The 24,160-nt window shown below is 69.8% G+C and carries 20 protein-coding genes; 16 read left to right on the plus strand and 4 right to left on the minus strand.

Features of this window, described 5'->3' with window-relative positions; translation table 11 throughout:
• Positions 1 to 7: 7 nt before the first annotated feature.
• From ACKTT0_RS20330 to ACKTT0_RS20345, 4 genes are read right to left on the minus strand one after another with little or no spacing between them, the layout of a single operon-like run.
• A complete protein-coding gene (locus ACKTT0_RS20330) occupies positions 8 to 3,244 on the minus strand; it encodes a maltotransferase domain-containing protein (RefSeq protein WP_407851580.1) in 3,237 nt (1,078 codons plus the stop codon).
• 13 nt (positions 3,245 to 3,257) lie between these two features.
• Positions 3,258 to 4,820: a glycogen synthase GlgA gene (gene glgA / locus ACKTT0_RS20335; protein WP_407851581.1), complete on the minus strand. Its 1,563-nt coding sequence runs from the start codon at positions 4,818 to 4,820 to the stop codon at positions 3,258 to 3,260.
• A gap of 48 nt (positions 4,821 to 4,868) precedes the next feature.
• On the minus strand, positions 4,869 to 5,984 hold the full coding sequence (locus tag ACKTT0_RS20340; protein ID WP_407851582.1) for a mechanosensitive ion channel family protein: 1,116 nt from the start codon (positions 5,982 to 5,984) through the stop codon (positions 4,869 to 4,871).
• A 60-nt stretch (positions 5,985 to 6,044) separates the two neighbouring features.
• Entirely contained in the window at positions 6,045 to 6,968 is a 924-nt protein-coding gene (locus tag ACKTT0_RS20345; protein WP_407851583.1) for a sigma-54 interaction domain-containing protein, read from the minus strand.
• 306 nt (positions 6,969 to 7,274) lie between these two features.
• Between ACKTT0_RS20345 and ACKTT0_RS20350 the strand changes: the two genes are divergently transcribed.
• The 16 genes from ACKTT0_RS20350 (at position 7,275) to ACKTT0_RS20425 (ending at position 24,155) form a co-directional block, all read left to right on the plus strand.
• Positions 7,275 to 8,648 (plus strand): sigma-54-dependent transcriptional regulator, encoded by a 1,374-nt coding sequence (locus ACKTT0_RS20350; RefSeq protein ID WP_407851584.1) that lies wholly within the window; start codon positions 7,275 to 7,277, stop codon positions 8,646 to 8,648.
• Between the two features lie 123 nt (positions 8,649 to 8,771).
• Positions 8,772 to 10,541: a thiamine pyrophosphate-requiring protein gene (locus ACKTT0_RS20355; protein ID WP_407851585.1), complete on the plus strand. Its 1,770-nt coding sequence runs from the start codon at positions 8,772 to 8,774 to the stop codon at positions 10,539 to 10,541.
• 41 nt (positions 10,542 to 10,582) lie between these two features.
• Positions 10,583 to 10,843, plus strand: a complete 261-nt coding sequence (locus tag ACKTT0_RS20360; RefSeq protein WP_407851586.1) for a hypothetical protein — start codon at positions 10,583 to 10,585, stop codon at positions 10,841 to 10,843.
• The gene (locus tag ACKTT0_RS20365; RefSeq protein WP_407851587.1) at positions 10,843 to 11,328 is read left to right on the plus strand and encodes a hypothetical protein; all 486 of its coding nucleotides are present in this window, start codon (positions 10,843 to 10,845) and stop codon (positions 11,326 to 11,328) included. Before ACKTT0_RS20360 ends, ACKTT0_RS20365 begins: the two co-directional genes overlap by 1 nt.
• Positions 11,329 to 11,416: 88 nt before the next feature.
• Complete coding sequence (locus tag ACKTT0_RS20370; RefSeq protein ID WP_407851588.1) at positions 11,417 to 11,758, plus strand: ElaB/YgaM/YqjD family protein; 342 nt, start codon at positions 11,417 to 11,419, stop codon at positions 11,756 to 11,758.
• Positions 11,759 to 11,822: 64 nt separating this feature from the next.
• Positions 11,823 to 14,522 (plus strand): ABC transporter transmembrane domain-containing protein, encoded by a 2,700-nt coding sequence (locus ACKTT0_RS20375; protein WP_407851589.1) that lies wholly within the window; start codon positions 11,823 to 11,825, stop codon positions 14,520 to 14,522.
• Positions 14,523 to 14,679: 157 nt separating this feature from the next.
• Positions 14,680 to 15,423, plus strand: coding sequence for a BON domain-containing protein (locus ACKTT0_RS20380; protein WP_407851590.1), 744 nt, complete (start codon positions 14,680 to 14,682; stop codon positions 15,421 to 15,423).
• Between the two features lie 35 nt (positions 15,424 to 15,458).
• Entirely contained in the window at positions 15,459 to 15,887 is a 429-nt protein-coding gene (locus tag ACKTT0_RS20385) for a PRC-barrel domain-containing protein (RefSeq protein ID WP_407851591.1), read from the plus strand.
• A 90-nt stretch (positions 15,888 to 15,977) separates the two neighbouring features.
• Entirely contained in the window at positions 15,978 to 16,706 is a 729-nt protein-coding gene (locus ACKTT0_RS20390) for an SDR family oxidoreductase (RefSeq protein ID WP_407851592.1), read from the plus strand.
• Positions 16,697 to 17,284, plus strand: a complete 588-nt coding sequence (locus ACKTT0_RS20395) for a D-glycero-alpha-D-manno-heptose-1,7-bisphosphate 7-phosphatase (protein ID WP_407851593.1) — start codon at positions 16,697 to 16,699, stop codon at positions 17,282 to 17,284. The genes ACKTT0_RS20390 and ACKTT0_RS20395 overlap by 10 nt, the downstream gene beginning before the upstream one ends.
• On the plus strand, positions 17,281 to 18,390 hold the full coding sequence (locus ACKTT0_RS20400) for a glycosyltransferase family 9 protein (RefSeq protein WP_407851594.1): 1,110 nt from the start codon (positions 17,281 to 17,283) through the stop codon (positions 18,388 to 18,390). Before ACKTT0_RS20395 ends, ACKTT0_RS20400 begins: the two co-directional genes overlap by 4 nt.
• Before the next feature lie 28 nt (positions 18,391 to 18,418).
• The gene (locus tag ACKTT0_RS20405; RefSeq protein WP_407851595.1) at positions 18,419 to 20,155 is read left to right on the plus strand and encodes a carbamoyltransferase family protein; all 1,737 of its coding nucleotides are present in this window, start codon (positions 18,419 to 18,421) and stop codon (positions 20,153 to 20,155) included.
• The gene (locus tag ACKTT0_RS20410; RefSeq protein WP_407851596.1) at positions 20,152 to 21,138 is read left to right on the plus strand and encodes a glycosyltransferase family 2 protein; all 987 of its coding nucleotides are present in this window, start codon (positions 20,152 to 20,154) and stop codon (positions 21,136 to 21,138) included. The genes ACKTT0_RS20405 and ACKTT0_RS20410 overlap by 4 nt, the downstream gene beginning before the upstream one ends.
• Positions 21,135 to 22,205: a glycosyltransferase family 9 protein gene (locus ACKTT0_RS20415; protein ID WP_407851597.1), complete on the plus strand. Its 1,071-nt coding sequence runs from the start codon at positions 21,135 to 21,137 to the stop codon at positions 22,203 to 22,205. Before ACKTT0_RS20410 ends, ACKTT0_RS20415 begins: the two co-directional genes overlap by 4 nt.
• Complete coding sequence (locus ACKTT0_RS20420) at positions 22,192 to 23,160, plus strand: glycosyltransferase (protein ID WP_407851598.1); 969 nt, start codon at positions 22,192 to 22,194, stop codon at positions 23,158 to 23,160. The genes ACKTT0_RS20415 and ACKTT0_RS20420 overlap by 14 nt, the downstream gene beginning before the upstream one ends.
• Positions 23,157 to 24,155 (plus strand): UDP-glucuronic acid decarboxylase family protein, encoded by a 999-nt coding sequence (locus ACKTT0_RS20425; protein ID WP_407851599.1) that lies wholly within the window; start codon positions 23,157 to 23,159, stop codon positions 24,153 to 24,155. Before ACKTT0_RS20420 ends, ACKTT0_RS20425 begins: the two co-directional genes overlap by 4 nt.
• The last annotated feature ends 5 nt before the right edge of the window (positions 24,156 to 24,160 follow it).

The following is a 24,160-nucleotide window of genomic DNA, read 5'->3' on the forward strand; positions in this document are numbered from 1 at the left end:
CCGGGAGTCAGTCGTGCGCCGACAGGCGCCACAGGCGGCAAGGCTGCTCGGGTTGCAGCGGAATGTCGCGCCATTTGCCGTGCCAGGCTTCGCGCGTGCCGGCAAGCAGGTCGTCGGCTCGCAGGACGCCGTGGTCGGGCTGGCCGAACAGCCAGAAAGGCGCCTCGATGCGGGCCGTCTGCGGCAGGTGCGGGTCCAGGCTGATGGCCGCCAGCACCACATTGCCGAGGCCGGGCGTGGCCTTCCAGAAGCACAGCACCTGCTCGTTGCCGCTGTCGATCGCGTTGAAGCCGCTGTGTGTCTGCAACGCCGGGTTGGCGCGGCGGACGGCGTTGAGGCGGGCGATATGGGCGATGATGTTGCCGGGCGCTTGCCAGTCCCGCTGGCGCAACTGGTATTTCTCGGAATCCAGGTACTCCTCCTTGCCGGGGACCGGCTGGAATTCGCACAGCTCGAAACCGCTGTAGACGCCCCACAGGCCGGAGGCGGTGGCGGCCAGCGCGGCGCGGATGAGAAAACCGGGCCGGCCCGAGGTCTGCAGGAAGTAGGGGTTGATATCGGGCGTATTGACGAAGAAATTCGGCCGGAAGAAGTCCGCCGCCGGCGCGCTGGAAAGCTCCTGCAGATACTCGGCCAGCTCGCGCCGGGTGTTGCGCCAGGTGAAATACGTGTACGACTGCGTGAAGCCGACCTTGGCCAGCCGGTACATCATCTTGGGGCGCGTGAACGCCTCCGACAGGAATATCACGTCGGGGTGGCGCCCCTGCACCTCGCCGATCAGCCATTCCCAGAACGGCAGCGGCTTGGTGTGCGGGTTGTCGACCCGGAAGATGCGCACACCGTGCTCGATCCAGAACAGCACGATGTCGCGCAGGGCCAGCCACAGCGATGATTTGCGCGCGCGCCGCCCGCTGCTTCCATAGAACGAGACATTGACGATGTCCTCGTACTTCTTGGGCGGGTTCTCCGCATGGCGGATGGTGCCGTCGGCGCGGCGCTCGAACCAGTCGGGGTGGCGCGCCAGCCAGGGATGGTCCGGCGAACACTGGATGGCGAAATCGAGGGCGATCTCCATGCCGTGTTCACGCGTGCGCTGGACCAGGCGCAGGAAGTCGGGCAAGGTACCCAGCTCCGGGTGCACCGCGTCGTGCCCGCCTTCCGGCGCGCCGATGGCATACGGGCTGCCCACGTCGTCGTCCAGGCTTTCCAGGCTGTTGTTGGGACCTTTCCGATGGGTACGGCCGATGGGGTGGATGGGAGGCAGGTAAAGTACGTCGAAACCCATGTCGCGCACGTCGGGAAGCCGCGCGATCACGTCGTCGAAGGTGCCGTGCACGCCCGGCGTGGCGGCCTGCGAGCGCGGGAACAGCTCGTACCAACTGGCGAAGCGGGCCAGCGGCCGGTCCGCCCACAGCGGGTAGGGCGCCGGGCTGAGGTAGTGGAACGGCTTGTCGCTGAGCGCGTGCATCGCGGCCGCCACGTCATCGGCCAGCAGCGCGGCGGCCCGTTGCGCGGGCGCCGCCCCGGCCGCGCTTTCCAGGGCTGCCTTCAGGGGCGCCAGGACGGCCTCGCCGGACGCCACTTCCAGTCCGCGCGCCAGGGCTTCGCGCAATAGCGCCGCGCCGTCGAGCAGGTCGGCCCGCAGGTCCTGGCCGGCGTCGCGCTTTTTCACCAGGTCGGCCCGGAAAGTCTCCCAGGTGTCGCGCCAGGCGCTGATGACGAACTCATGACGGCCCACGCGGCATGGGCTGATGTGCGCTTCCCAGCGATCATTGGCCAGCTCGCGCATGGGCGCGCTGCGCCACTCCGGCTCGTCGGCGGCGCGCCAGAGCACCTGCGCGGCCAGTTTTTCATGCCCGTCGGTATAGATGTCCGCCTGCACGCGTACGCGATCGTGCACGACGCACTTGGCCGCGAACAGGCCGCCGTCGACCGCCGGCGCGACATTCTCGACCGCAATGCGCGCGCCCCGCTGCGCGCGCGGGCCGGCACGCCTTCCGGTGGCCGGCACCTGCACCGGACGGGCCGGCTTGACCGTGAACACGGCGGCGCCGCCCGGGGCCAGGGCGTCGCCGCGCAAGCGCAACTCGGCGGGTACGCCATCGTGACCCAATGTGCCCGCCGGCAACAGCCGGCCGACGCGGTCCCAGTCGACGCGGGCCGGCGCGTCGGCGGCGGGGTTTGCCAGCAGCACGCGCGCGCCGCCGTCGGCCTGGCCGGCGGCGGCATCCGGGCGCACCAGCACGCTGCAGCGCCCATCGCTGCCGCCGGCCACCCGCAGGGGGCCGCCGGGCGGCATGGCGCACAGCCAGGCATTGAGCTGCGCGTAGGCGTCCGGGCGCGTGTCGATGCCGTCCGCGATCATGATGCCGTCGCCGCTGGCGGCGGCCGCCCATAGCGCGCGCAGCGCCTGGGCCTCCGGCAGGCCGGAGGTCGTGTCCGGCGCGCTGGCGATGACCGGCGCGACCGCCTGCAGGCGCGCGTGTTCCTCGGCCAGCCAGGCCGACTTGAAATCCCACCATGGCAGTGACGAAAACACTGCGTCGAAGCCGGCGTGCCGCAGCGCCTTGACCTGCTGCGGATCCAGCCCCGGCGTCCAGGCCAGGAACAGGCGGTCCGGGAATGCCGCGCGCAGCGGCGCCAGCAGGGCGTGCCAGTCATCGGCGCCGATGCGCTGCGGCGCATCGCAGCGGAAGCCGCCCAGGCCGGCGTCCAGCCAGCGCGCCAGGCGCTCGCTCCAGGCATGGATGAACGCGGGCGGCAGCGGACCGGGGCGCAGGTGCCGGATGCCGCGTGCGGCCAGGGCGGTGCGCGGATCGCGGGCCGGGTCATCGGCGGGCGCGTGGTACCAGCCAAGGTCGGCGGGCGCCGCCTGCGGGCCGACGGCCACGCGGTCGAGCACCAGGTCCATCAGCACCGCCACGCCCTGGTTGGCGCCACGGGCGGACAGCCGCCGCAGGGAGGAAGCCAGTTCCGGCCCGTCGTCGAAGCGGGGATCGGGGCGATCGAAATCCAGCGGCACGGGGGAGTCGGCGCAACCGGGCGCGCGCAGCCAGAGGGGATCGGTCAGCAGCAGATTGAAGCCGGCCTCGTGCACTTGCCGGCACAGGGTATTCCACGGGCAGCCGGCCTGTTCGCCCAGGCGGCCGACGCGCCCGCTGCGCGCATAGTAGATGCGCAGCGGCTGGCCCGGCGCGGCGGCGGACCCGGGCGGAGCGCCGGCATGACGCGGGGGGCTTTCCATGCGCACCCCGGGCTCAGTAGCCGACGGCAACCGGCATGCCGTCCAGCGGCCTCGGATAAGCGGGAGCAGGTGCCGGCCGGATGGTCGGCGCCGGCACCTGGCCGCGCAGCGGGCCGCCCACCAGCGATTGGAACAGGTCCAGGTACGGCGCTGCCGCCTTGTCCCAGCCGAACTCGCCCGCCATGCCGTTGCGCTGCATGGCTTGCCACAGGCGCGGCTGCGCGCGCAGCCGCAGCGCGCGGTCGATGGCGCCGGCCATGGCTTGCGGCGTGTCGCCATCGAACAGCACGCCGGTGGCGCCGAGCATGGTCTGGTCGGGTTGTTCCGCGCCCGGGTCCACGATGGTGTCGGCCATGCCGCCGACCCGCGAGCCGATGGGCACGGTGCCATAGCGCATGGCGTACAAGGGCGTCAGGCCGAAAGGTTCGAAGCGGCTGCCGTGCAGCAGCATGTCGGCGCCGGCATGCAGGCGGTGCGCGGCCGGCTCGTCGTAGCCGATGTGCACCGCGCAGCGGCCCGGATAGCGCCGCGCGAGCGCCTGGAAAGCCTGCTCGTAGCGACGCTCGCCGCGGCCGATCACCGCCACCTGCAGCCCGGGATGGCGCTGCAGGGCATCGGGCAGCGCCTCGAGGGCCACATCGGCCATCTTCTGCTCGGTCAGCCGGCTGCCCATGGCCATCAGCGCGGCATCGGGACTGGCCGGCAGGCCGAAGGATTTTTGCAGGGCGGCCTTGGCGCGCCGCTTGTTGGCGGGCCGGCGCAGGCAGTAGCGCATGCCGCCCAGATACGGATCGCTCGCCGGATTCCACAATGCGTCGTCGATGCCGTTCGGGATCGCCTGCAGATCGGCGGCACGCGCGCGCAGCAGCGGATCCAGGCCGCAGCCGAACGCGGGCGTGAGAATCTCGCGCGCGTAGGTATTGCTGACGGTCGTGATGCGGTCGGCAAAGCGCAGCCCCGCCTTGAGGAAACTGAACTGGCCGTAGTGGCGGGCGCCGTCGTCGGTGCAATAGCTCTCCGGCACGCCCAGTTCGCGCGCGCAGTCCAGCGGAAAGACACCCTGGAATGCCAGGTTGTGCACCGTGAGCACGGTTTTCACGTAGCGCAGCCCGCTGGCGCGCGCCAGCAGCGGCGCCAGCCCGGCGTGCCAGTCCTGCGCATGCAGCACGTCGGGCTGGCGTATGCCCGGCAGGCCGGTGGCGATGCGTATCGCCGCGTGGGCCAGCGCCGCGTATCGCAAGGCGTTGTCGGGGTAGGGGGTGCCGTCCGCATCCATGTACAGGTCGTCGCGGTCATACAGCGCGTCGTTGCACAGCAGGTACACGGGCAGGCCGGACTCGCCGCACAAGGCGCCCGCCAGCGTCGCCTCGCCTCCCGGCATCCCCGACAGGCGCGCGATGTGGCGCACGCCGGTCACCTTGGCGAGCACGCCGCGATAGGCCGGCATCAGGATCCCCACTTCCGTGCCCGCGCGGCTCAGGGCGCGCGCCAATCCTGTCACGGCATCCCCCAGGCCGCCGCTTTTGGCCAGGGGAAATGCCTCCGATGTCACCATCAAGATTCTCAGTCGCGCCATGTCCGCTCCCGTGCGTTGCGATGCGCCCCGATGAAAAAAGGGACGCGCTCAGTGCCCGCGCCCTTCATCGCAAGCGGTGTGCCCGGGGCCCGCGCCGGGCGGTCCGGCACCGCGCAATTCGCGCGACAGCCGCACGCGCCGTTCGGGCACGGCGAAGTCGATGTCGGCCTCGCCCAGCTCCCGCAGCAGGCCGAGATTGATGCGCTGCTGGATATCCATGTAACGGTTGTAATCGGCGCTCATGACGTAATAGACAGCCTCGAACACCAGGCCGTTTTCGCCGAAGCTGGCGAAATGGGCGCGGTCGTAGCGGGTGTCGGATTCGCTTTCGATCTGGCGCCGCACAATGTCCGGCACGGCCGCTGCCTGGTCGGGCGCGGTGCGATAAGACAAGGTGAAGCCGAACACGATGCGCCTTTGTTGCATGCGCTTGTAATTTTGTATGGTTTGCTTGAGCAGCTCGGTGTTGGAACATACGATCTGCTCGCCGCCGAGGCTGCGGATGCGGGTGGTCTTGAGCCCGATGTGCTCGATACTGCCGGCGACCGAACTGAACACCACGAAGTCGCCCACTTCGAAGGGCTTGTCCAGGCCGATGGCAATCGAGGCGAACAAATCGCTCAGGATGGTCTGCACGGCCAGCGCGACGGCGACCCCGCCGATCCCCAGGCTGGCCACCAGGGCGGTGATGTTGACGCCCATGTTGTCCAGCATCGCCAGCACGGTCATGGCCCAGATCACGATGCGCAGCAGCAGGGCCAGCAGGGCAGCCGTCACCGCGCGCGCCCCGGCCCGTCCGGCCAGCGCCCGCACCAGTCCCGTCGTGACGGCGCGATCGGCCCACAGCGCCACTTGCAGGGCCGCCAGCACAAACCACAGGTGCGCGGCCGCCACCGCCCAGGGCGCGATGACGCCCGTGACCCGCGCGCTGAACAATACCGCGATCAGGATCAGGATCAGCCAGTTGGTGCGTTCGGCGAGCTCCAGCGCGGCGGCGGTGCCTGCGCCAGCGCCCGCTTCCAACCGCCGTCGCAACCGCTGCTTGAGCACTCGCAGGGTGAACAGGGCGGCAAGCAGTAGCAGCACCGCCACGGCGGCGGTCAGGAGCCATGCCCAGACCGGGCTGCCTCCAAGGGTGTAATCGACCAGCAAGCGCACGCGCATCCCCCGTCAGGAACGAGGCGGCGCGTCATGCAAGCGGCGTGCCGGCCGGTCCGGCGCGCGTCAATGGGCGGGCGACTGCGGACCGTCGGCGCTGTAGGCGCCCAGGCGGTTGTAGAGGGTCTTCAGGCTGACGCCCAGGGTGTCGGCGGTGCGCTGCTTGTCGCCGTCGTGATGCGCCAGCGTGGCCAGGATCACATCGCGCTGTGCCTGGCTGAGCGGCGTGCCGACCGGGAACTTGAGGGTGCCATCGGATACGTCCGGCCCGGTGGCGGCTGGCGTACGCCGGCGGAACTCGGCTTCGACCACCGAATCCGACATGATGAAGGCGCGCTGAACCACATTGCGCAGTTCGCGGACATTGCCCGGCCAGTCGTAGAGCGCCAGCGCGTCCAGCATGCGCGGCGAGAACCGCTTGCGCGTCTGGTGCGTCGTGTTGAGCTCGTCCAGGAAGCGCTGCGCCAGGAGCAGGACATCGTCCTCGCGCTCTCGCAGGGGCGGCACGCGCAGCGGCACCACCAGCAGGCGGTGCAGGAAGTCCTGCCGCAGCTCGCCGTTGTCCACTGCCGCATAGGGATCGCGATTGGTGGCGCAGACGATGCGCACGTCGGCGCGCAGCAGTTCGGTGCCGCCCACGCGCTGGTAGGTGCCGCTTTCCAGCACGCGCAGGAACTGTACCTGCAGGGCGTCCGACATCTCGGTCACTTCGTCCAGGAACAGCGTGCCGCCGCTGGCCGTTTCGAAGTAGCCGGCGGTCTGGGCGAGGGCGCCGGTGAAACTGCCTTTCTCGTGCCCGAACAGCTGGGCATGCACCAGCGAGCTGCTGATGGCGCCGCAGTTGACGGCGATGAACGGGCTGGCGTGGCGCTCGCTGGCGTCATGGATGGCGCGCGCGACCATTTCCTTGCCCGTGCCGCTCTCGCCGGTGATGAAGACGGTGGCGTCGGACCGCGCCGCGCGTTCCAGCTGGCTTCCGAATTCCTGCATGGCGGCGCACATGCCGTCGAACGCGTCGATTCGCGCGGACGCGCGGGGCGCCGGCCTGGCATGCGCGGGCGAAGAAACGTGCATACAGTCCCCCGGGGATTCGTACGGGCCGGAAACGGCCCGCCGTGTTCTATGGTGAACGATCGATTCGATGATACGGCAGCGTCTGGAGTGATTTGCAACCATGTGCAAATATTGGCAAACGTTAGTGGTGGGGGCCCGGACGGCACGCCCGGGCGCGCCGGCTCCGAGGTATGCTCAAACGTCTGTCGATCTGCCTTTATCTGTCTTTGTAACGGAGAAGAAATGCCTCATCTGCTCGTTCTGGACGATGACGAAGCGATACGCGAGGTGCTGGCCGAAATCGCCCGCGAACATGGCTATTCGGTCGCACAGGCCGCAACCATGAAAGATGCGTTGATACAACTTCAACGCCAGCAGCCCGACCTGGTCCTCACCGACGTGCGCCTGCCGGGCGCCAGCGGCATGGAGATCTTCGGCCGCCTGCCGAATGCCGACGCCGAAGTGGTGGTCATCACCGGCCATGGCAGCATGGACAATGCCGTGGAGGCCCTGCGGCTGGGCGCCACGGATTACCTGGTCAAGCCAGTGTGCCTGGATCGCCTGACGGAGATCCTGACCCGCGTCGCGGCCGACCGCGGAGACGCGGGCGACCCAGGGCCGTTCCAGGAGCCGGGCCGTTTCGGCAAGCTGCTGGGCCAGTCGGCGGCCATGGAAGACTTGTACAAACAGCTTGCGCGCGTGGCGGTCACCGATGTCACCACGCTGTTGATCGGCGAAAGCGGCACGGGCAAGGAACTGGCCGCCCACGCGGTGCATGAGCTGAGCAGCCGCAGCAAGAAACCGTTCATCGCCGTCAACTGCGGCGCCATTTCGCCGCACCTGATCGAAAGCGAGCTGTTCGGCCATGAACGCGGCAGTTTCACCGGCGCGGACCGCCAGCACAAAGGATATTTCGAGCGCGCCGATTCCGGCACGTTGTTTCTCGATGAAGTGACCGAGATGCCGCTCGACCTGCAGGTCAAGTTGCTGCGCGTGCTCGAGACCGGACGCTTCATGCGGGTGGGCACCAATCGCGAGATCGCCTGCGATGTGCGCATCGTAGCGGCCACCAACCGCAACCCGGAGCAGGCCATCCAGGAAGGCAAGCTGCGCGAAGACCTCTATTACCGCCTGAGCGTGTTTCCGATCGAGCTGCCGCCGCTGCGGGACCGCGGCAGCGACATCGTGTTCCTGGCGGAGCGCTTCCTGCAGGCGCTCAACGAGAAGTACGGCGAATCCAAGCAGTTCTCGGATCAGGCCCGCCAGGCGTTGGCCGAATATGAATGGCCGGGCAATGTGCGCGAGCTGAAGAACTACGTGCGCCGCGCCTTCATCATGGCCGAGGACGGCGTGCTGGGCGCGGACGCGCTGCAGCCGCAGATCGCCCCGGACGGCGGCGGACAGTCGGCGCGGGTCACGGTGCCACTGGGGGTGACCCTGGCGGAGGCCGACCGGCGGCTGATCATGGCCACCCTCGAGCGCTGCGGCGGCGTGAAGAAACAGACCGCGGCGGTGCTCGGCATCAGCGCCAAGACGCTCTACAACCGCCTGGAAGAATATTCGCGCGCGGGCTATGCGGTGCCCAGCGAAGACAAGGCCTCGCGCTCCGAAAGCTAGGGCCTGTTTCCTCTAAAAGAAGCGCCGCGCTGGCCGGCAATCGGGCCGCCGTCGGCGGCCGCCGCCCCTGGCACAGGGCTTGCTGCATCGCGTCCCCATGAGAACCTGTCTCTGGGAGCATGCATGCAAACCGTGTCGGATTTCATCCTGTCGCGCCTGGCGCAATGGGGCATTCAGCGCATCTACGGCTACCCTGGCGATGGCATCAATGGCCTGATGGGGGCATTCGGGCGCACCAGCGAGCCGCTTGAATTCGTCCAGGCGCGCCATGAGGAGATGGCGGCCTTCATGGCCTGCGCGCACGCCAAGTTCACCGGCCAGGTCGGCGTCTGCATGGCCACGTCGGGGCCGGGCGCCATCCACCTGCTCAACGGGCTGTACGATGCCAAGCTGGATCACCAGCCAGTGGTCGCGATCGTGGGGCAGCAGGCGCGCACCGCGCTGGGCGGCGACTACCAGCAGGAGGTGGACCTGGTCAGCCTGTTCAAGGACGTGGCGCACGACTTCGTGCATGTGGCCGCGAGCCCGGTGCAGGCCCGCCACCTGGTCGATCGCGCCATCCGCATCGCGATGGAGCGGCGCGCTGTCACGTGCGTGATCGTGCCGAACGATGTGCAGGACCTGCCCGCGGTGGAGGCCCCGCCCCGCGAGCATGGCACGGTGCACACAGGTATCGGCTTCACTTCGCACGCCGGGGTGCCGGCCGCCACGGCATTGCAGAATGCCGCCGAGATCCTCAACCGGGGCGAGAAGGTGGCCATCCTGGCGGGCGCGGGCGCGCGCGATGCCGGCGACGAGCTGCTGCAGGTGGCCGACATCCTGGGTGCCGGCGTCGCCAAGGCCTTGCTCGGCAAGGCGGTGGTGCCCGACGACGTGCCATACGTCACGGGCTCGATCGGCTTGCTGGGCACCCAGCCGAGCTGGCGCATGATGAACGACTGCGACACGCTGCTGATGGTGGGCACGGCGTTTCCCTATAGTGAATTCCTGCCGGCCGAGGGCCAGGCGCGGGCCGTGCAGATCGACCGCGACGGCCGCATGATCAGCCTGCGGTACCCGGTGGAGCAAGGCCTGGTGGGCGACAGCAGATCCACCTTGCAGGCCCTGATGCCGCTGCTGCGGCCGAAGGCCGCGCGGCGCTGGCGCGAGACGATCGAGAAGGACGTGGCCCAGTGGTGGCAGACGGTCGAGGCGCGCGCCATGGTGGCGGCGCGGCCGCTGAACCCGCAGCGGCCTTTCTGGGAATTGTCGCCGCGCCTGCCGGATCGCAGCATCATCACGTGCGATTCGGGTTCGGCGGCCAGCTGGTATGCGCAGCACCTGCGGCTGCGCAAGGGCATGGCGGCTTCGTTGTCGGGCGGCCTGGCCACCATGGGCAGCGGCGTGCCCTATGCACTGGCCGCCAAGCTGGCGCATCCGGACCGTCCGGTCTTCGCGCTGGTCGGCGACGGCGCCCTGCAGATGAACGGCATGAACGAGCTGATCACCATCGCGCACCGCTGGCGGCAGTGGCGCGACCCCACGCTGGTGGTCATGGTGCTCAACAATGGCGACCTCAACATGGTGACCTGGGAACAGCGGGTCATGGGCGGCGATCCGCGCTTCAAGGATTCGCAGCTGCTGCCGCCGTTTCCCTATGCCGAGTACGCGCAGCTGCTGGGCCTGGAAGGCATTCGCGTCGACGACCCGGAGCAGGTCGGCCCGGCCTGGGAACGCGCCATCGCGGCGGGCCGCCCGGTGCTGCTGGAAATGGTCACCGACCCGGAAGTGCCGCCCATCCCGCCGCACATTCCCTTGAAGCAGGTCAAGAAGTACATCCAGGCGCTGCGCCAGGAAGATGCCTCCGGCGGAGCCGCGCTGCGCGCCACCTTGAAACAGTGGTGGGCGGGTTGATCCGGCCGCCGGGCCTGTATTGCCGATCCAAGGAGCTTGCCATGATATACACGCCACACCCCATGCCGGCCGCCGATGTGCGCGGCCATTCCCGGCCGCCGGCCGAGCCGGTGCGCGATCCGCAGCGCGACGAGGAGACGCCGGAGCGCTCGCCCGATGACGCGCCACGCCGCGAGCCCTATCCGCCGGACAGCATTCCCAACCCCATGCCGGGGCTGGATCCGCAACAGACCCCGGGTATCGACCGCTGGCAGGACGATGCTTTCGAGGCCGCCTGGCGGCGCGCTACGCGGGAGCTGTGATGCGCGACGAAGCCTCGAGCCGCGCGGCGGCCTACGCCGACCGCGACGCCGCCGCCGAAGCGGTGCGCCTGGTGATGCCCATGATCGAGCAGGCCATGACCGACCCGCGTGTCGGCGAAAGCGGCTTCCTGCACATCGTGATCATGGACCCGGCGGCGCGGCCGGGCATCGACGCACCGGAGCAGGCCATCCTGTACGAGGAGAGCGTCGGCGACCGCGCCGCCTGGGACGCCGACTACGGCGCCTATGCGCGCGCCAAGGCGGCCATATCGTGGCGTACCGGGCTGGACAGCCACACCGTATGCGAAACGCGCCCGCATTTGCTGCGCCCCGCCGATGGCACCGTGTGGGGCAGTGTCTGCGTGGAAGGCATCGTCGTGGGCGTCAGCGGCGCCAACCCGTGGTACGACGAAGCCTTCGCCGGCGCCATCGCGCACGCCTTCAAGGCCATCGCCAAGGCGCGCAGCCGCGCCTCGCCGCGCTGAGCGCCGGCGGGATGCATGCGGCGGCACAGCATTTGCGGCATCCGCAGACCCGCGCCGGCATGGCCGGCGGTTTTCCAAGGAGTCATCAATGAACCTGCATTCCCACCGCAACCATGATTCGAACGAGGCCCGCCATCGCGTCAAGGGCGGCTTGCGCGAACTGGTGGCAGGGGTCGAAGACCTGCTGCGCTCCACTGCCTCGTACAGCGGGCCCGACATCGAATCGACCCGCGACCGCCTGAAGCGCCAGCTGGACGCCGCCCGCGAACAGGCCGAGGCCTGGGAGCGATCCGCCGTGGGACGCTACCGCCGCGTGTCGTCCGCCACCGACGGCTACGTGCACGACCATGCCTGGAAGACGGCGGGAGTGGCGATTGTGCTGGGCGTGGCGATCGGCGTCTGCCTGGCATCCGACCACTGGCGCCGCTGAGCGGGGCGCTCCAGCTCGCTGACCACGCGGGAGACGGTTCGCCGCCTCCCGCAGGAGCCCGCTCATGCCGGCCGACAGCAGCGCGGCGCAAGCCCGCCGCGAGGTGACCCGCAGTATCCTGACCGCTCTGTGGCAGTATCGTGGCCGGACCGCCGCCGCGATCGGGCTGCTGGTGGTCGCCAAGCTGCTGATGGTGGCCGTGCCGGCCGTCCTCAAGCGCATCGTCGATGCGCTGAGCGAGCCGGCCACGCTGCTGACCCTGCCGGTTTTCCTGTTGCTGGGCTATGCACTGCTGCGCTTTGCCGGCAGCCTGTTCACCGAGCTGCGCGATGTGGTGTTCGTGCGCGTCGCGCAGCGCGCGGTGGCCGATTTCAAGGTGCGCATGTTCGAGCACCTGCAGCGGCTCGGCGCGCGCTTTCACGGCGCGCGCCAGACCGGGGTGCTGGCCCGCGATGTCGAGCGCGGCACGGCCGGCGTCGGCTTCCTGCTGGGAACGGCGCTGTTCACGCTGTTGCCCACGCTGGTCGAGATCGTGTCGGTGCTGGTCATCCTGATCGCCGGTTACAGTATCTGGTTTGCCATCATCGTGGCGGTGACCTTCGCCGTCTATGCGGTGGTGACGACCGTGTTGACCGAGAGGCGCGCGCCCCTGCAGCGCGGCATCAACGACCTGGACTCCAAGGCCAGCGGCCGCATGGTCGACAGCCTGATCAACTACGAGGCGGTCAAGCTGTACGCCAACGAATCGCTCGAATCCGAGCGCCTGCAAAGCGTGCTGCGCGAGTGGGTGGGCAAGGGCATCGTCAACCAGCGCACGCTGTCGACCCTGCACGTCGCGCAAAGCGGCATCATCGCATTCGGGGTAGCGGCCGTCATGGTCCTGGCGGGCCAGCAGGTCGTGGACTATCGCATGAGCGTCGGCGACCTGGTGCTGGTCAACGCGTACATCATCCAGATCTGCCTGCCGCTCAATACGCTGGGGCTGATCTTCCGCCAGGCCAAGGAGGCCATGATCAATGCCGAGCGCGTCTGCGCCTTGCTGCAGATCCAGCCGGAGGTCGGCGACGACAGCGGCCTGCCGCCGCTGCGGGTGCGCGATGGCGCGATACGGTTCGAAACAGTGAGCTTCGGCTACGAACCGGGCCGGCAGATCCTGTGGGATGTGGACTTCAGCGTGCCGGCGGGGGCCACGGTGGCCGTGGTCGGCGGCAGCGGTTCCGGCAAATCGACGCTGGGGCGCCTGCTGTTCCGCTTCTACGACCCCGACGCCGGGCGGGTGTTGATCGACGACCAGGACCTGCGCTCGGTGGACCAGAAGAGCCTGCGGCGCGCACTGGGCATCGTGCCGCAGGACACGCTGCTGTTCAACGAGACCATCGCCTACAACATCGCCTACAGCGATCCTGGCGCCAGCCGCGAGGCGGTGATCGAGGCCGCGCGCGGGGCGCGCGTGGACGAATTCATAGCCAGCCTGCCGGCCGGCTACGACACACAGGTCGGCGAGCGCGGCATCAAGCTTTCCGGTGGCGAACGCCAGCGCATCGCGATCGCGCGCGCCCTGTTGAAGAACCCGCCGATCATGGTGTTCGACGAGGCGACCTCGGCGCTGGATACCCGCACCGAGCGCGCGATCCAGGCGGAGTTGATGCGTATCTCGCGCGGCCGGACCGCCCTGGTGATCGCCCACCGGCTGTCGACCATCGTCGATGCCGATCGCATCCTGGTCATGGATCATGGCCGGGTGGTGGAGCAGGGCACCCACGCCGAGCTGCTGGCGCGCAAGGGCATGTACGCGCAGATGTGGGACCTGCAGCGCCAGCAGAACGCTCTAGAGGCCGCCGCCACGCGCATCAGCCGCCAGCCGGTCAACCTGGTGACCCTGGTGGCGGCGGTGCTCGACGCGGCACGGCCCCTGCTCGAGGCCAAGGGGGTGAACCTGTACACGCTGATCGGCGGCGAGGCGGCCCGCATCACCGGCGACCCGAGCGCGCTGCAGCAACTGATCTGGGACCTGTACGCGCACGCCGTCGCGGTGACGCCGCCCGGCGGCCGGGTGGAATTGCGGCTGGACCGCGCCGGCCCGTCGACGCGGCTCACCATTGCCGACGGCCGGCCGCCCCATGACGAGGCGGTCGCGCAGGCGCCGGCCGACGGCGAGCCGGACGTGCTGCGCAGCATGGCGGCGCTGGACCCGGCGCGCGCGCAGGCCGAAGCCGAGCGGCTGGGCGGCACGCTGCGCGCGGTGCCGGCGGCGGCCGGGGCAATGGCCTATACCCTGGAGTTCCCGCTGCGCGCCATCGATGAACTGCCGGCATCGGCCCAGCCCGCCGCGATTGACCTGGCCGGCAGTTCGATCATGGTGGTGGATGACCAGGAGGATGCGCGCGGCCTGGTCGCGGAAGTGCTGGCCGACTGCGGCGCCGCGGTGCGGACGTGCGCCAGCGGCGGCGAGGCGCTGGCCGCCTTGCGGGAGCGCGCGCCCGATGCCTGGCCGGACCTGCTGGTCTGCGACATCGCGCTGGGCGACATGGAAGGCTACGAAGTCATACGCCGCGTCCGCGCCCTGGAAGCCGAGCGGGACGCCCCGCTGGGGGACCGCATGCCGGCCATCGCCCTGTCCGGCCATACCGGCGCGGAGGACCGCTTGCGGGCGCTGCTGGCGGGTTTCCAGATCCATATTGCCAAGCCGGTGGATCCGCGCGAATTGCTGGCCACCGTGGCAAGCCTGCTGCGGCCGGCGCAGCGGCGGCGTGCTTCCCCTTAGCAGCGCTGCGGCGCGCCGGCTTTCTTACTGTCGGGTGTAAGAAGTGCTCCGCCGCGCCGGCGGCCCAGGTCCGCCTGCCCGTGGCACAGCGCTTGCGTAGCTCCGGGACCGGCCGGCCGGATTCTCCGGCGCCGGAGAGGCATGCAGGAGACGAGCCATGCGTAACCCAAATCAGTCCCCGGAGCGGTATTACGCCGACGACTTCGACCGCCGGCAGCGCGACTGGGGGGAAGAGCGCGATGACGCGTATCGATACCGGCGCGAGCACTACACGCGGCAGAGCGGCCGCTGGGGAGCCGAAGAGCCGCCCTATGGCAGGCGCTATGGCGAGCGGCCGCAGGAGCAGGCCGGCACCGGGCGTCCCAACCGCCGGGGGCCGCAGTACGAGCAGGGCGGGCAGTATCCCGGCACCCGCGCCACCGGACCGTTCGAGGGGCTGCGCAGCCGCAGCGCCGATCCCGGGCAGAGCAGCTATGGCGGGTTCCGCGGCGAGGACCCGCGCTGGCAGCGCCAGCAGCTCGACTACGCCGATGAGCCGTCGTACGGCGAATTCGAGGGCCAGTCCCACGACTGGGATTATGGCGAGCGCCGCGGCGACCCGTATGGCTGGCAAGGCCAGCCGCGCAGCAAGTCGCAGCGCATCACCCCGAAAGGCTATGTGCGCAGCGACGAGCGCGTGCGCGAAGACTTGTGCGAGCGGCTCAGCCACAGCGGCCTGGACGTCAGCGATGTGTCGGTGGACGTCAGCGACGGCGTGGTCGCGCTCGAGGGCACCGTGCCCGACCGCCGCACCAAGCACGCGATCGAGGACTGCGCGGACGACTGCCTGGGCGTGACCGACATCCAGAACCGTATCCGCGTGGCAAGCGGCAATCATCCGGGCATGACTCGCATGGAGTAGGCCCGGCACACCAACCGATATCGACGGAGATCACCATGAGCAATGAAACCATCGGCCAGTCCGGCGCGGACCAGCAGACCCGCATTGTCGGCAAGGGCAAGGCCACGGCGGACGGCCCGGGCCCGGAAATCATGGCGGCCGACACCTTGACCGGCAATGACGTGTACAACCCGGCCAACGAGAAGCTCGGCACTATCCAGGACATCATGCTGGACGTTCCGCACGGCCGCGTCGCGTATGCCGTGCTGTCGCATGGCGGCGTGCTCGGCATGGGCGACAAGCTGTATGCCATTCCCTGGAGCGCGCTGGTGCTGGACACGGACCGGAAATGCTTCGTGCTGGATGTCGGCAAGGACCGCCTGAAGAACGCCACGGGCTTCGACAAGGACCACTGGCCCAGCATGGGCGACCGCCAGTGGGCCCAGGAACTGTACGAGTACTACGACCAGCCTCCGTACTGGTAGGGCCGCCGGCCCGCGGCGCGGCGCTGCGCCACTTTTGATCCCGGCGGGCGCGCGGCGTCCGCCGTTCCTCGGCACTACGGAGCTACGACAATGATGGAAAACGAAACGCTGGCCGGGCGGGCAGTCCTGGTCACTGGCGGAGGCAGCGGCCTGGGCGCCGCCATCTGCGGCATGCTGGCGGCCGAGGGCGCCAGCGTCATGGTGGCGGACCTGGACGAGTCGCGCGCGCACCAGGTGGCGCGTCGGCTGGCCGACGACGGCGCGGCTGCCCGCGCGGTCGTCATGGACGTGGGCGACCAGGCTCAGGTGGCGGCGGCGCTCGACGCAACCGCGCACCATTACGGCAAGCTCGACGCGGTAGTCAACAATGCGGGCATAGATGTGACCGCGCCGATCGATGAACTGGACGTGGCCGCCTGGGAGCGCGTGCTGCGCACCAACCTGACCGGTCCCTTCCTGGTCGCCAAGCTAGCCAAGAGCCGCCTGGCGCCGGGCGGACACATCGTCAACATTGCCTCGACCGCCGCGCGGCGCGCCTGGCCCAATGCCAGCGCCTACCACGCGTCCAAATGGGGCTTGATGGGCTTGTCGCACGCGCTGCACGCGGAGCTGCGCGGCATGGGCCTGAAGGTGAGCGCGGTGATCGCCGGCGGCATGCGCACGCCGTTCCTGCTGGACCGCTTCCCGGATATCGACACGAGCTGCCTGCAAGACCCCGAGAACGTGGCGCGCGCCGTGCGCTTTGTCCTGACCCAGCCGGCCGAGACCGTGGTGCCCGAGGTCATGGTCCTGCCCATGAAGGAAACCTCATGGCCCTGACGCCCGCGGTGTTCCTCGACAAGGACGGCACGATCCTGTCCGACGAGCCGTACAACGTCGATCCGGCGCGCATGAACTATGCCCCGACGGCATTCGACGGCCTGCTGCGCCTGGGCGCCACGGGACTGCCGCTGATCGTGGTCAGCAACCAGCCCGGCGTGGCGCTGGGTTACTTCGATGGCGCGGCGCTGGCCGGCGTGGAACAGCGTCTGGCCGCCATGTTTCGGGCGGCCGGAGCCCGCCTGGCCGGGTTCTACTGGTGTCCGCACCATCCCGACGGCTGCGTGCCTGGCTACGCGCGCGCCTGCGCGTGCCGCAAGCCGCGGCCAGGCCTGTTGCTGCGCGCGGCGCGCGAACAGGGCATCGACCTGGCGGCATCCTGGTTCATCGGCGATATCCTCGATGACGTCGAGGCCGGCAACCGCGCCGGCTGCCGCACCGTGCTGCTGGACGTCGGCAGCGAGACGCAGTGGCGGCGCGGGCCGTGGCGCACGCCTGCCGCCCGCGCCAGGGGGCTGGGGCAGGCGGCGCGGCATGTGGTCGCCGCCATGCGCCATGCGCAGCGGGAGGCCGCATGAAAGACGATGCCGCCACGGCCTGGACGCGTGCCCGCCATATCGTCTGCGTGCGCCTGGACAACCTGGGCGATGTATTGATGACCACGCCCGCCATGCGCGCCCTCAAGGCGCTGCCGGGTCGGCCGCGGCTGACATTGCTGGCCAGCTCGGCCGGCCGGCAGGCGGCGCCATTCCTGCCGGAGGTGGACGAGGTGCTGGGCTACGACGCCGCCTGGGTCAAGAACGATGCGCAGGGCAACGCGCAAGACCTGGAGCTGCCCGCGCGCCTGCGCCAGTTGCGGGCGGACGCCGCGGTCATCTTCACGGTGTACAGCCAGAGCCCGCTGCCGGCCGCGATGCTGTGCCACCTGGCTGGCATTCCGCGCACCCTGGCGCACTGCCGCGAGAATCCCTATCGACTGCTGACCGACTGGGTGCGCGAACGCGAGCCTGAATCCGGCGTGCGGCACGAAGTGCAACGGCAACTCGACCTGGTGGCCTCGGTCGGCGCACGCGCGGCCGACACGGCACTGTCCTGGCGGGTAAGAGAGGCGGACCGCGCCGCGTTGCGCCAGCGCCTGCATGAGCGCGGCGTCACCGAGCCGGACGGGTGGATCGCCGTGCACAGCGGCGCCAGTGCCGCTTCGCGCCGTTATCCCGCGGGCCAGTTCGCCGAGGCCGTGGCGGCCCTGCGCGGCGAGGGGCGCCGGATCCTGCTGCTGGGCACGGCGGCCGAGCGCGGCCTGGGCGGGGCGCTGGCGGCGTGGCGGCGCAGCGTCCCGGGCGTCATCGACCTCTGCGGGGAGCTGTCGCTGGGCCAGCTGGCGGCGGCCATCGAAGGCGCCGCGGTGCTGATCTGCAATAACAGCGGGCCTGCGCATATCGCCGCGGCGCTGGGAGTGCCGGTGGTGGACCTGTATGCGCTGACCAATCCGCAGCACACGCCGTGGCAGACACCGAACCGCGTGCTGTACCACGACGTGCCGTGCAAGTACTGCTACCGCAGCATCTGCCCGCAGGGACACCATGCCTGCCTGGCCAAGGTCGAACCGGCGCGGGTGGCGGCCGCCGCGCGTGAATTGCTGGCGTGCCGGACGCCGGCGGCGGTTGCCGGCCTGGCGACCTGAGCGCAAACCGGAACATGAGGAAACGACTATGTACTCCTTGGGAATCAATGCCGCCTTCCACGACTGTTCGGCCACCCTGGTGCGCGATGGCGTGGTCCTGGCGGCGGCGGAAGAAGAGCGGTTCACCCGCATCAAGCATGGCAAGCGGCCAGTGCCGTTCTCGACATGGCAATTGCCGTATCACGCCATCGACTACTGCCTGGCCGAAGCGGGCATTGCCTTGAGAGATGTCGACCAGCTGGTATATGCCTTCGACCCGGCGCTGCTGGCCGATCCGCCCCAGGCCGACGGCCACATCGTCCTGCCGCTCGAACCTTCACGCGCAGCGGCGCGGCCGCACGAGGGCTCGCCCTGGGACCCGTTGTTCACCTCGTATGTGCTCAATGCGCCGCGCCAGTTGCTGGACGGCGCGCCCCATCACCTGCAGGCCCGCTTCGAGGGCCTGACGCTGGAGCATATCCTGTCGCGCTGGACATTCCTCGATCATCACCTGAGCCACGAGGCCAGCGCCTTCCTGGCCGCGCCGTGCGAAGAGTCGGCAGTGCTGACGCTGGACGGCCGGGGCGAGCGCACCAGTACCAGTTTCGGCCTGTTCCGCGATGGCCGCTATACACGGTTGAAGCAGATCGAACTGCCGCATTCGCTGGGGCTGCTGTACGAGGAGGTGACCCGCTACCTGGGCTTCCTGCATTCTTCGGACGAATACAAGGTGATGGCGCTGGCCTCGTTCGGGCAGCCCGAATACCTGCGCCAGTTCCGCGAGATCGTGCGACTGGAAGAGCAGGGCGGCTACCGTCTGGAGCCGGCGCGGCTGGAACAGCGCTTCGGGCCCGCGCGCAAGCGCGGCGCGCCATTCGAGACGCGCCACAAGAACCTGGCAAGTTCCCTGCAGCACGTGCTGGAGGAGACCGCCTTGCACATGGCCGGATGGCTGCAGCGCGAGACCGGCGCGGCGAATCTCTGCATGGCGGGCGGGGTGGCCCTCAATTGCGTCATGAACGCGCGCCTGAGCCGGGATGGTCCGTTCGACAGCGTCTGGGTACAGCCCGCTGCGGGCGATTCCGGAACGTCGCTGGGAGCCGCCCTGTACGTGGATCATCAGCGGCGCGGCGGGCCGCGGCGCTGGGCCATGGAGCACGCCTATCTGGGGCCCGCCTACGACGACGAGGAGATCGAACGCTTCCTGTACCGTTCCAGGCTGGCGTTCCGCAAGCTCGACGACGTGGCCGAAGAGGCGGCCGAGTTGCTGGCCCAGGAGAAAATCCTCGGCTGGTTCCAGGGCCGCATGGAGTTCGGGCCGCGTGCGCTCGGCGCGCGCTCCATCCTTGCCTCGCCGCTGGACAGCGGCATGCAGGCCCGCCTGAACGGCCTGAAGGACCGCGAGGATTTCCGGCCGGTGGCGCCAGTCGTGCTGGAAGACCGCGCCCATGAATGGTTCGACGCGCGCGGCGAACAGCCGCTGTGCGCCCCGTTCATGCTGTTCGTGTATGACGTGCTGCCGCATCGGGCGGCGCAGATTCCGGCCGTGCGCCACATCGACGGCACGGCGCGCGTGCAGACCGTGCGCCGCGACCAGAACGCGCGCTATCACGACTTGCTGGCGGCGTTCGAACGGCGCACCGGCGTGCCGGTGCTGGTCAATACCTCGTTCAACACGCGCGGCGAACCCGTGGTGTGCTCGCCGCGCGACGCGGTGGAGTGCTTCTGGACTTCGCCGCTGGACGCGCTGGTCATCGGTTCGTACCTGGTGGAGAAACCCCGATGAGCGCGCAGCCGGATCCGGTCCTCGTGTCGGTGGTGGTGCCCACATACCGGCGCCCGCATTTGCTGGAGCGTTGCCTGCGGGCCTTGCTGGCCCAGGACTTTCCGGCCGATGCCTACGAGATCATCGTGTGCGACGATGCGGACAGCTCCCACACGCGCCGCCAGGTCCGGGAACTGGCCGCCGCCGGCGGCGCGCCCGCCGTGCGCTATCTGGCCGCCACCGGCACCCGCGGCCCGGCGGCGGCCCGCAATCTCGGGTGGCGCCATGCGCGCGGCCGGATCATCGCTTTCACCGACGACGACACCATCGCCGATCCCGACTGGCTCGGCCAGGGCGTGCTGGCCCTGCGGCCCGGCATACAGGCGGCGGCTGGCCGCACCGACATGCCGATCCCGGAGGTGCCGACGGATTACGAGCGGGACGCCGCCGGCCTGACGCGCAGCGAGTTCATCACCGCCAATTGCTTTGTGCGGCGCGGCGCGCTGGAAGAGGTGGGCGGCTTCGACCAGCGCTACACGATGGCATGGCGCGAAGACTCGGACCTGTTCTTCGCCTTGTTGGAACGTGGCATGACAGTGGTGCGCGCGCCCGCGGCGCGGGTATTGCATCCGCTGCGGCCGGCCCCGTTCGCGGCCGGCCTGGCAATGCAGAAGAAGGTCATGTTCGACGTGCTGCTGTATCGCAAATACCCGCGGCTCTATCGGGCCCGGGTGCGGCAGGGCCCGCCCTGGTTCTACCTGGCCGTGGCGCTGGCGTTGGCGGCGGCGCTGGCGGCGGCCGCGGCGGGGTACTGGATCGCCGCGGCCGTGCTGGGCGGCATCTGGCTGGCCTTGACGGCATACTTTTTCGCGCGGCGCCTGGCGGGTGTCTCGCGCGCCCCGCGGCATGTGGCCGAGCTGGCGCTGACTTCGGCCGTGATTCCGCTGCTGTCGATCGGCTGGCGCCTGGTGGGCGCGGCGCGTTACGGCGCGAGGTTCCCATGAGCGCGTCTCCTGATATCGGCGGGCGGCCGGCCCGCATCGCGGTGTTCCGGGCCTTGCAGCTCGGCGACATGCTGTGCGCCGTGCCGGCCCTGCGGGCCCTGCGGCAGGCTTTCCCCGCGGCCTGGATCACCTTGATCGGCCTGCCCGGCGCGCGCGGGTTCGTCGAGCGATTCCATCATTATGTCGACGAGCTGCTCGAGTTTCCCGGCACGACGGCATTCCCGGAGCAAGTCGCGCGCGAGCAGGCGCTGCCCGCCTTTTATGAACAGGCGCGCCGGCGCCGCTTCGACGTGGCGCTGCAGTGCCATGGCAGCGGGCAGCATTCCAACGATATCGTGCGCTGCCTGGGCGCCCGCCAATGGGCGGGCTTCGTGCCCACCGAGGCCGAGGCGGTGGCGGGCTGCCGCATGCCCTGGCCCGACCGGCTGCCCGAACCACTGCGTTACCTGGCATTGCTGCGCTACCTGGGGATCCCGGCATTCGACTCTTCTCTCGAGCTGCCCTTGACAGAGCAGGAGGAGCAGGGCGCCGAGGCGCTGCTGCGGCAGGCGAGCCTGGACCCGGCCCGTACCGTGCTGGTGCATCCCGGCGCGCGACTGCCGTCGCGCCGCTGGCCGGCCGGCCGCTTTGCCGAGGTGGCAGGCGCCCTGGCAGCGCAAGGATGGCAGGTGGCGCTGACCGGGACCGATGAAGAAGCGGCGCTGGTTTCGGAGGTGTGGCGCGATTGCGGCGGGCGAGCCGCCAACCTGTGCGGCCGCACCTCGCTGGGCGAACTGGCGGCGCTGGTGCGACGCTGCCGCCTGGTGGTCTGCAACGATACCGGGATGTCCCATGTGGCGGCAGCCGTGCGCACCTGCAGCGTGGTGATCGCCTCGGGCAGCGATGTGCGGCGCTGGGCGCCGCTGGACAGCCGCCGCCATACGGTGCTTGCCATGAACATGCCCTGCCGGCCCTGCAGCCATCCGGTCTGCCCGATCGGTCATCCCTGCGCGCTGGGCGTGACGGTCGCCGCGGTGCTGGCGCGGGTCCGGCGACAACTCGAAGAGGCGCAACATGTCCCGTCCTGAAACGTCCGCCGCGCGGCGCCTGCGCGTGCTGGTCTGGCACGTGCACGGCAATTATCTCCATTCCCTGACGCAGGCGCCGCACGATTTCTACGTGCCGCAGCGCGAGGGCGGCGGCCCTGGCTATGGGCCGCTGGGCAGAAAGATTCCCTGGGGCGACAATGTGCATGCGGTGCCCGCCGCGCAAGTGCGCGACCTGCCGCTGGATGCGGTGGTCTACCAGTCGACCCACAACCTGGCCGACGCACCCGCGCTGCTCTCGCCGGCGCAACGACGCCTGCCATGCGCCTACATCGAGCACAATCCGCCCGCGCCGCTGGCCGCCGAGACCGTGCATCCCTTCCGCCATGAGCATGGGCTGCTGGTGCACGTGACGCCCTACAACGCCGTCATGTGGGATGCGGCGGACATGCCGAAGCGGGTCGTCGAGCACGGCGTTGCCGACCCCGGCCACCTGTACCGCGGCGAGCTGGCGCGCGGCATCGTGGTCGTCAACCACTTGATGCGCCGTGGCCGCAGGGTCGGCGCCGACCTGTACACCGAGGCCGCGGCCAAGCTGCCGCTGGACCTGATCGGCATGGAGTCGGCCGAGACCGGCGGCCTGGGCGAGATTTCCAACATGGAAGTAGCGGCTTTCATGGCGCGCTACCGCTTCTTTTTCAGCCCGGTGCGCTATGCCAGCCTGGGCCTGTCGCTGGTCGAAGCGATGATGTGCGGCGTGCCGGTGGTGGGTTTCGCCGCGACCGAACTGCCGTGCGTCATCACCAGCGGCCGCGACGGGTATGTCGACACGCGGCCGGGCCGCCTGCATGAAGTCATGCGCCAGCTGCTGCATGAGCCCGCGCTGGCGCGTGAATGGGGTGACGCGGGCCGGCGCACGGCGCTGGCGCGGTTTTCGCTCGACCGGTTCATCGATGACTGGAACCAGGTGTTCGCCACGTTGATGGAGGCAACATGAAAGACAATCACGCCGCGTCGCAGCGGATACTCGTGGCCGGCGGCGCCGGTTTCCTGGGGGCCCACTTGTGCCGCCGCCTGCTGCTGCAGGGCAACGAGGTGATCTGCGCGGACAATTTCCATACCGGCCGGCGGGAGAACCTGGCCGCGCTGGCGGCGCACCCGCGCCTGACCGTGCTGCGCCATGATATCGCCCAGCCGCTGCCGGACGATGTCCAGGTCGACCGCATCTACAACCTGGCCTGCCCGGCCTCGCCGGTGCATTACCAGGCCGATCCGGTGGCCACGCTGCGCACCTGCGTGCAGGGAGCGATCCAACTGCTGGAGCTGGCGGACCGCACCGGCGCGCGCATCCTGCAGGCCTCGACCAGCGAGGTCTATGGCGATCCGCTGGAACACCCGCAGCGCGAGGGCTACTGGGGCCATGTCAATCCGGTCGGCCCGCGCTCCTGCTATGACGAGGGCAAGCGCTGCGCCGAGACGCTGTTCATGGAATACGGCCACCGTCGCGGCGTGGCCGTGAAGATCGCGCGCATCTTCAATACCTACGGGCCGTGCATGGCGGCGGACGACGGCCGCGTGGTGTCCAATTTCATCGTGCAGGCGCTGGCGGGCCGGCCCCTGACCATCTACGGCGACGGCAGCCAGACGCGTTCGTTCTGCTATGTGGAGGACCTGATCGACGGGCTGGTGCGCCTGATGGAAAGCCCGCCGGAACTGAGCCAGCCTGTGAACCTGGGCAACCCGGCCGAGATCACGGTGCGGCGCATGGCCGAACTGGTGTGCGAGCTGACCGGCTCGGACGCGCCCCTGCAATACCGCGCGCTGCCGCAGGACGATCCCACGCAGCGCTGCCCCGATATCGCGCTGGCGCGCGCCCGCCTGGGGTGGCAGCCCGTCACGCCGCTGGCGGCGGGACTGGCGCGCACGGTCGAGTATTTCCGGGGCATGGTGGACCTGCCGCCCAGGCGCCTGCCCGCCTTGAGCGCCCAGTGAGGCCG

Source organism: Bordetella saccharivorans, from assembly GCF_045862855.1.
Classification (GTDB): domain Bacteria; phylum Pseudomonadota; class Gammaproteobacteria; order Burkholderiales; family Burkholderiaceae_B; genus Bordetella_A; species Bordetella_A petrii_F.

Excerpts from the sequence above, each read along its gene's own strand:
- ACKTT0_RS20410 (WP_407851596.1), top strand. The coding sequence starts at position 20,152 with ATGAGCGCGCAGCCGGATCCGGTCCTCGTGTCGGTGGTGGTGCCCACA.
- ACKTT0_RS20380 (WP_407851590.1), top strand. The coding sequence starts at position 14,680 with ATGCGTAACCCAAATCAGTCCCCGGAGCGGTATTACGCCGACGACTTC.
- ACKTT0_RS20375 (WP_407851589.1), top strand. The coding sequence starts at position 11,823 with ATGCCGGCCGACAGCAGCGCGGCGCAAGCCCGCCGCGAGGTGACCCGC.
- ACKTT0_RS20400 (WP_407851594.1), top strand. The coding sequence starts at position 17,281 with ATGAAAGACGATGCCGCCACGGCCTGGACGCGTGCCCGCCATATCGTC.
- glgA (WP_407851581.1), bottom strand. The coding sequence starts at position 4,820 with ATGGCGCGACTGAGAATCTTGATGGTGACATCGGAGGCATTTCCCCTG.
- ACKTT0_RS20405 (WP_407851595.1), top strand. The coding sequence starts at position 18,419 with ATGTACTCCTTGGGAATCAATGCCGCCTTCCACGACTGTTCGGCCACC.
- ACKTT0_RS20340 (WP_407851582.1), bottom strand. The coding sequence starts at position 5,984 with ATGCGCGTGCGCTTGCTGGTCGATTACACCCTTGGAGGCAGCCCGGTC.
- ACKTT0_RS20330 (WP_407851580.1), bottom strand. The coding sequence starts at position 3,244 with ATGGAAAGCCCCCCGCGTCATGCCGGCGCTCCGCCCGGGTCCGCCGCC.
- ACKTT0_RS20420 (WP_407851598.1), top strand. The coding sequence starts at position 22,192 with ATGTCCCGTCCTGAAACGTCCGCCGCGCGGCGCCTGCGCGTGCTGGTC.
- ACKTT0_RS20350 (WP_407851584.1), top strand. The coding sequence starts at position 7,275 with ATGCCTCATCTGCTCGTTCTGGACGATGACGAAGCGATACGCGAGGTG.
- ACKTT0_RS20385 (WP_407851591.1), top strand. The coding sequence starts at position 15,459 with ATGAGCAATGAAACCATCGGCCAGTCCGGCGCGGACCAGCAGACCCGC.
- ACKTT0_RS20360 (WP_407851586.1), top strand. The coding sequence starts at position 10,583 with ATGATATACACGCCACACCCCATGCCGGCCGCCGATGTGCGCGGCCAT.
- ACKTT0_RS20345 (WP_407851583.1), bottom strand. The coding sequence starts at position 6,968 with ATGCAGGAATTCGGAAGCCAGCTGGAACGCGCGGCGCGGTCCGACGCC.
- ACKTT0_RS20365 (WP_407851587.1), top strand. The coding sequence starts at position 10,843 with ATGCGCGACGAAGCCTCGAGCCGCGCGGCGGCCTACGCCGACCGCGAC.
- ACKTT0_RS20415 (WP_407851597.1), top strand. The coding sequence starts at position 21,135 with ATGAGCGCGTCTCCTGATATCGGCGGGCGGCCGGCCCGCATCGCGGTG.
- ACKTT0_RS20425 (WP_407851599.1), top strand. The coding sequence starts at position 23,157 with ATGAAAGACAATCACGCCGCGTCGCAGCGGATACTCGTGGCCGGCGGC.
- ACKTT0_RS20395 (WP_407851593.1), top strand. The coding sequence starts at position 16,697 with ATGGCCCTGACGCCCGCGGTGTTCCTCGACAAGGACGGCACGATCCTG.
- ACKTT0_RS20370 (WP_407851588.1), top strand. The coding sequence starts at position 11,417 with ATGAACCTGCATTCCCACCGCAACCATGATTCGAACGAGGCCCGCCAT.
- ACKTT0_RS20390 (WP_407851592.1), top strand. The coding sequence starts at position 15,978 with ATGATGGAAAACGAAACGCTGGCCGGGCGGGCAGTCCTGGTCACTGGC.
- ACKTT0_RS20355 (WP_407851585.1), top strand. The coding sequence starts at position 8,772 with ATGCAAACCGTGTCGGATTTCATCCTGTCGCGCCTGGCGCAATGGGGC.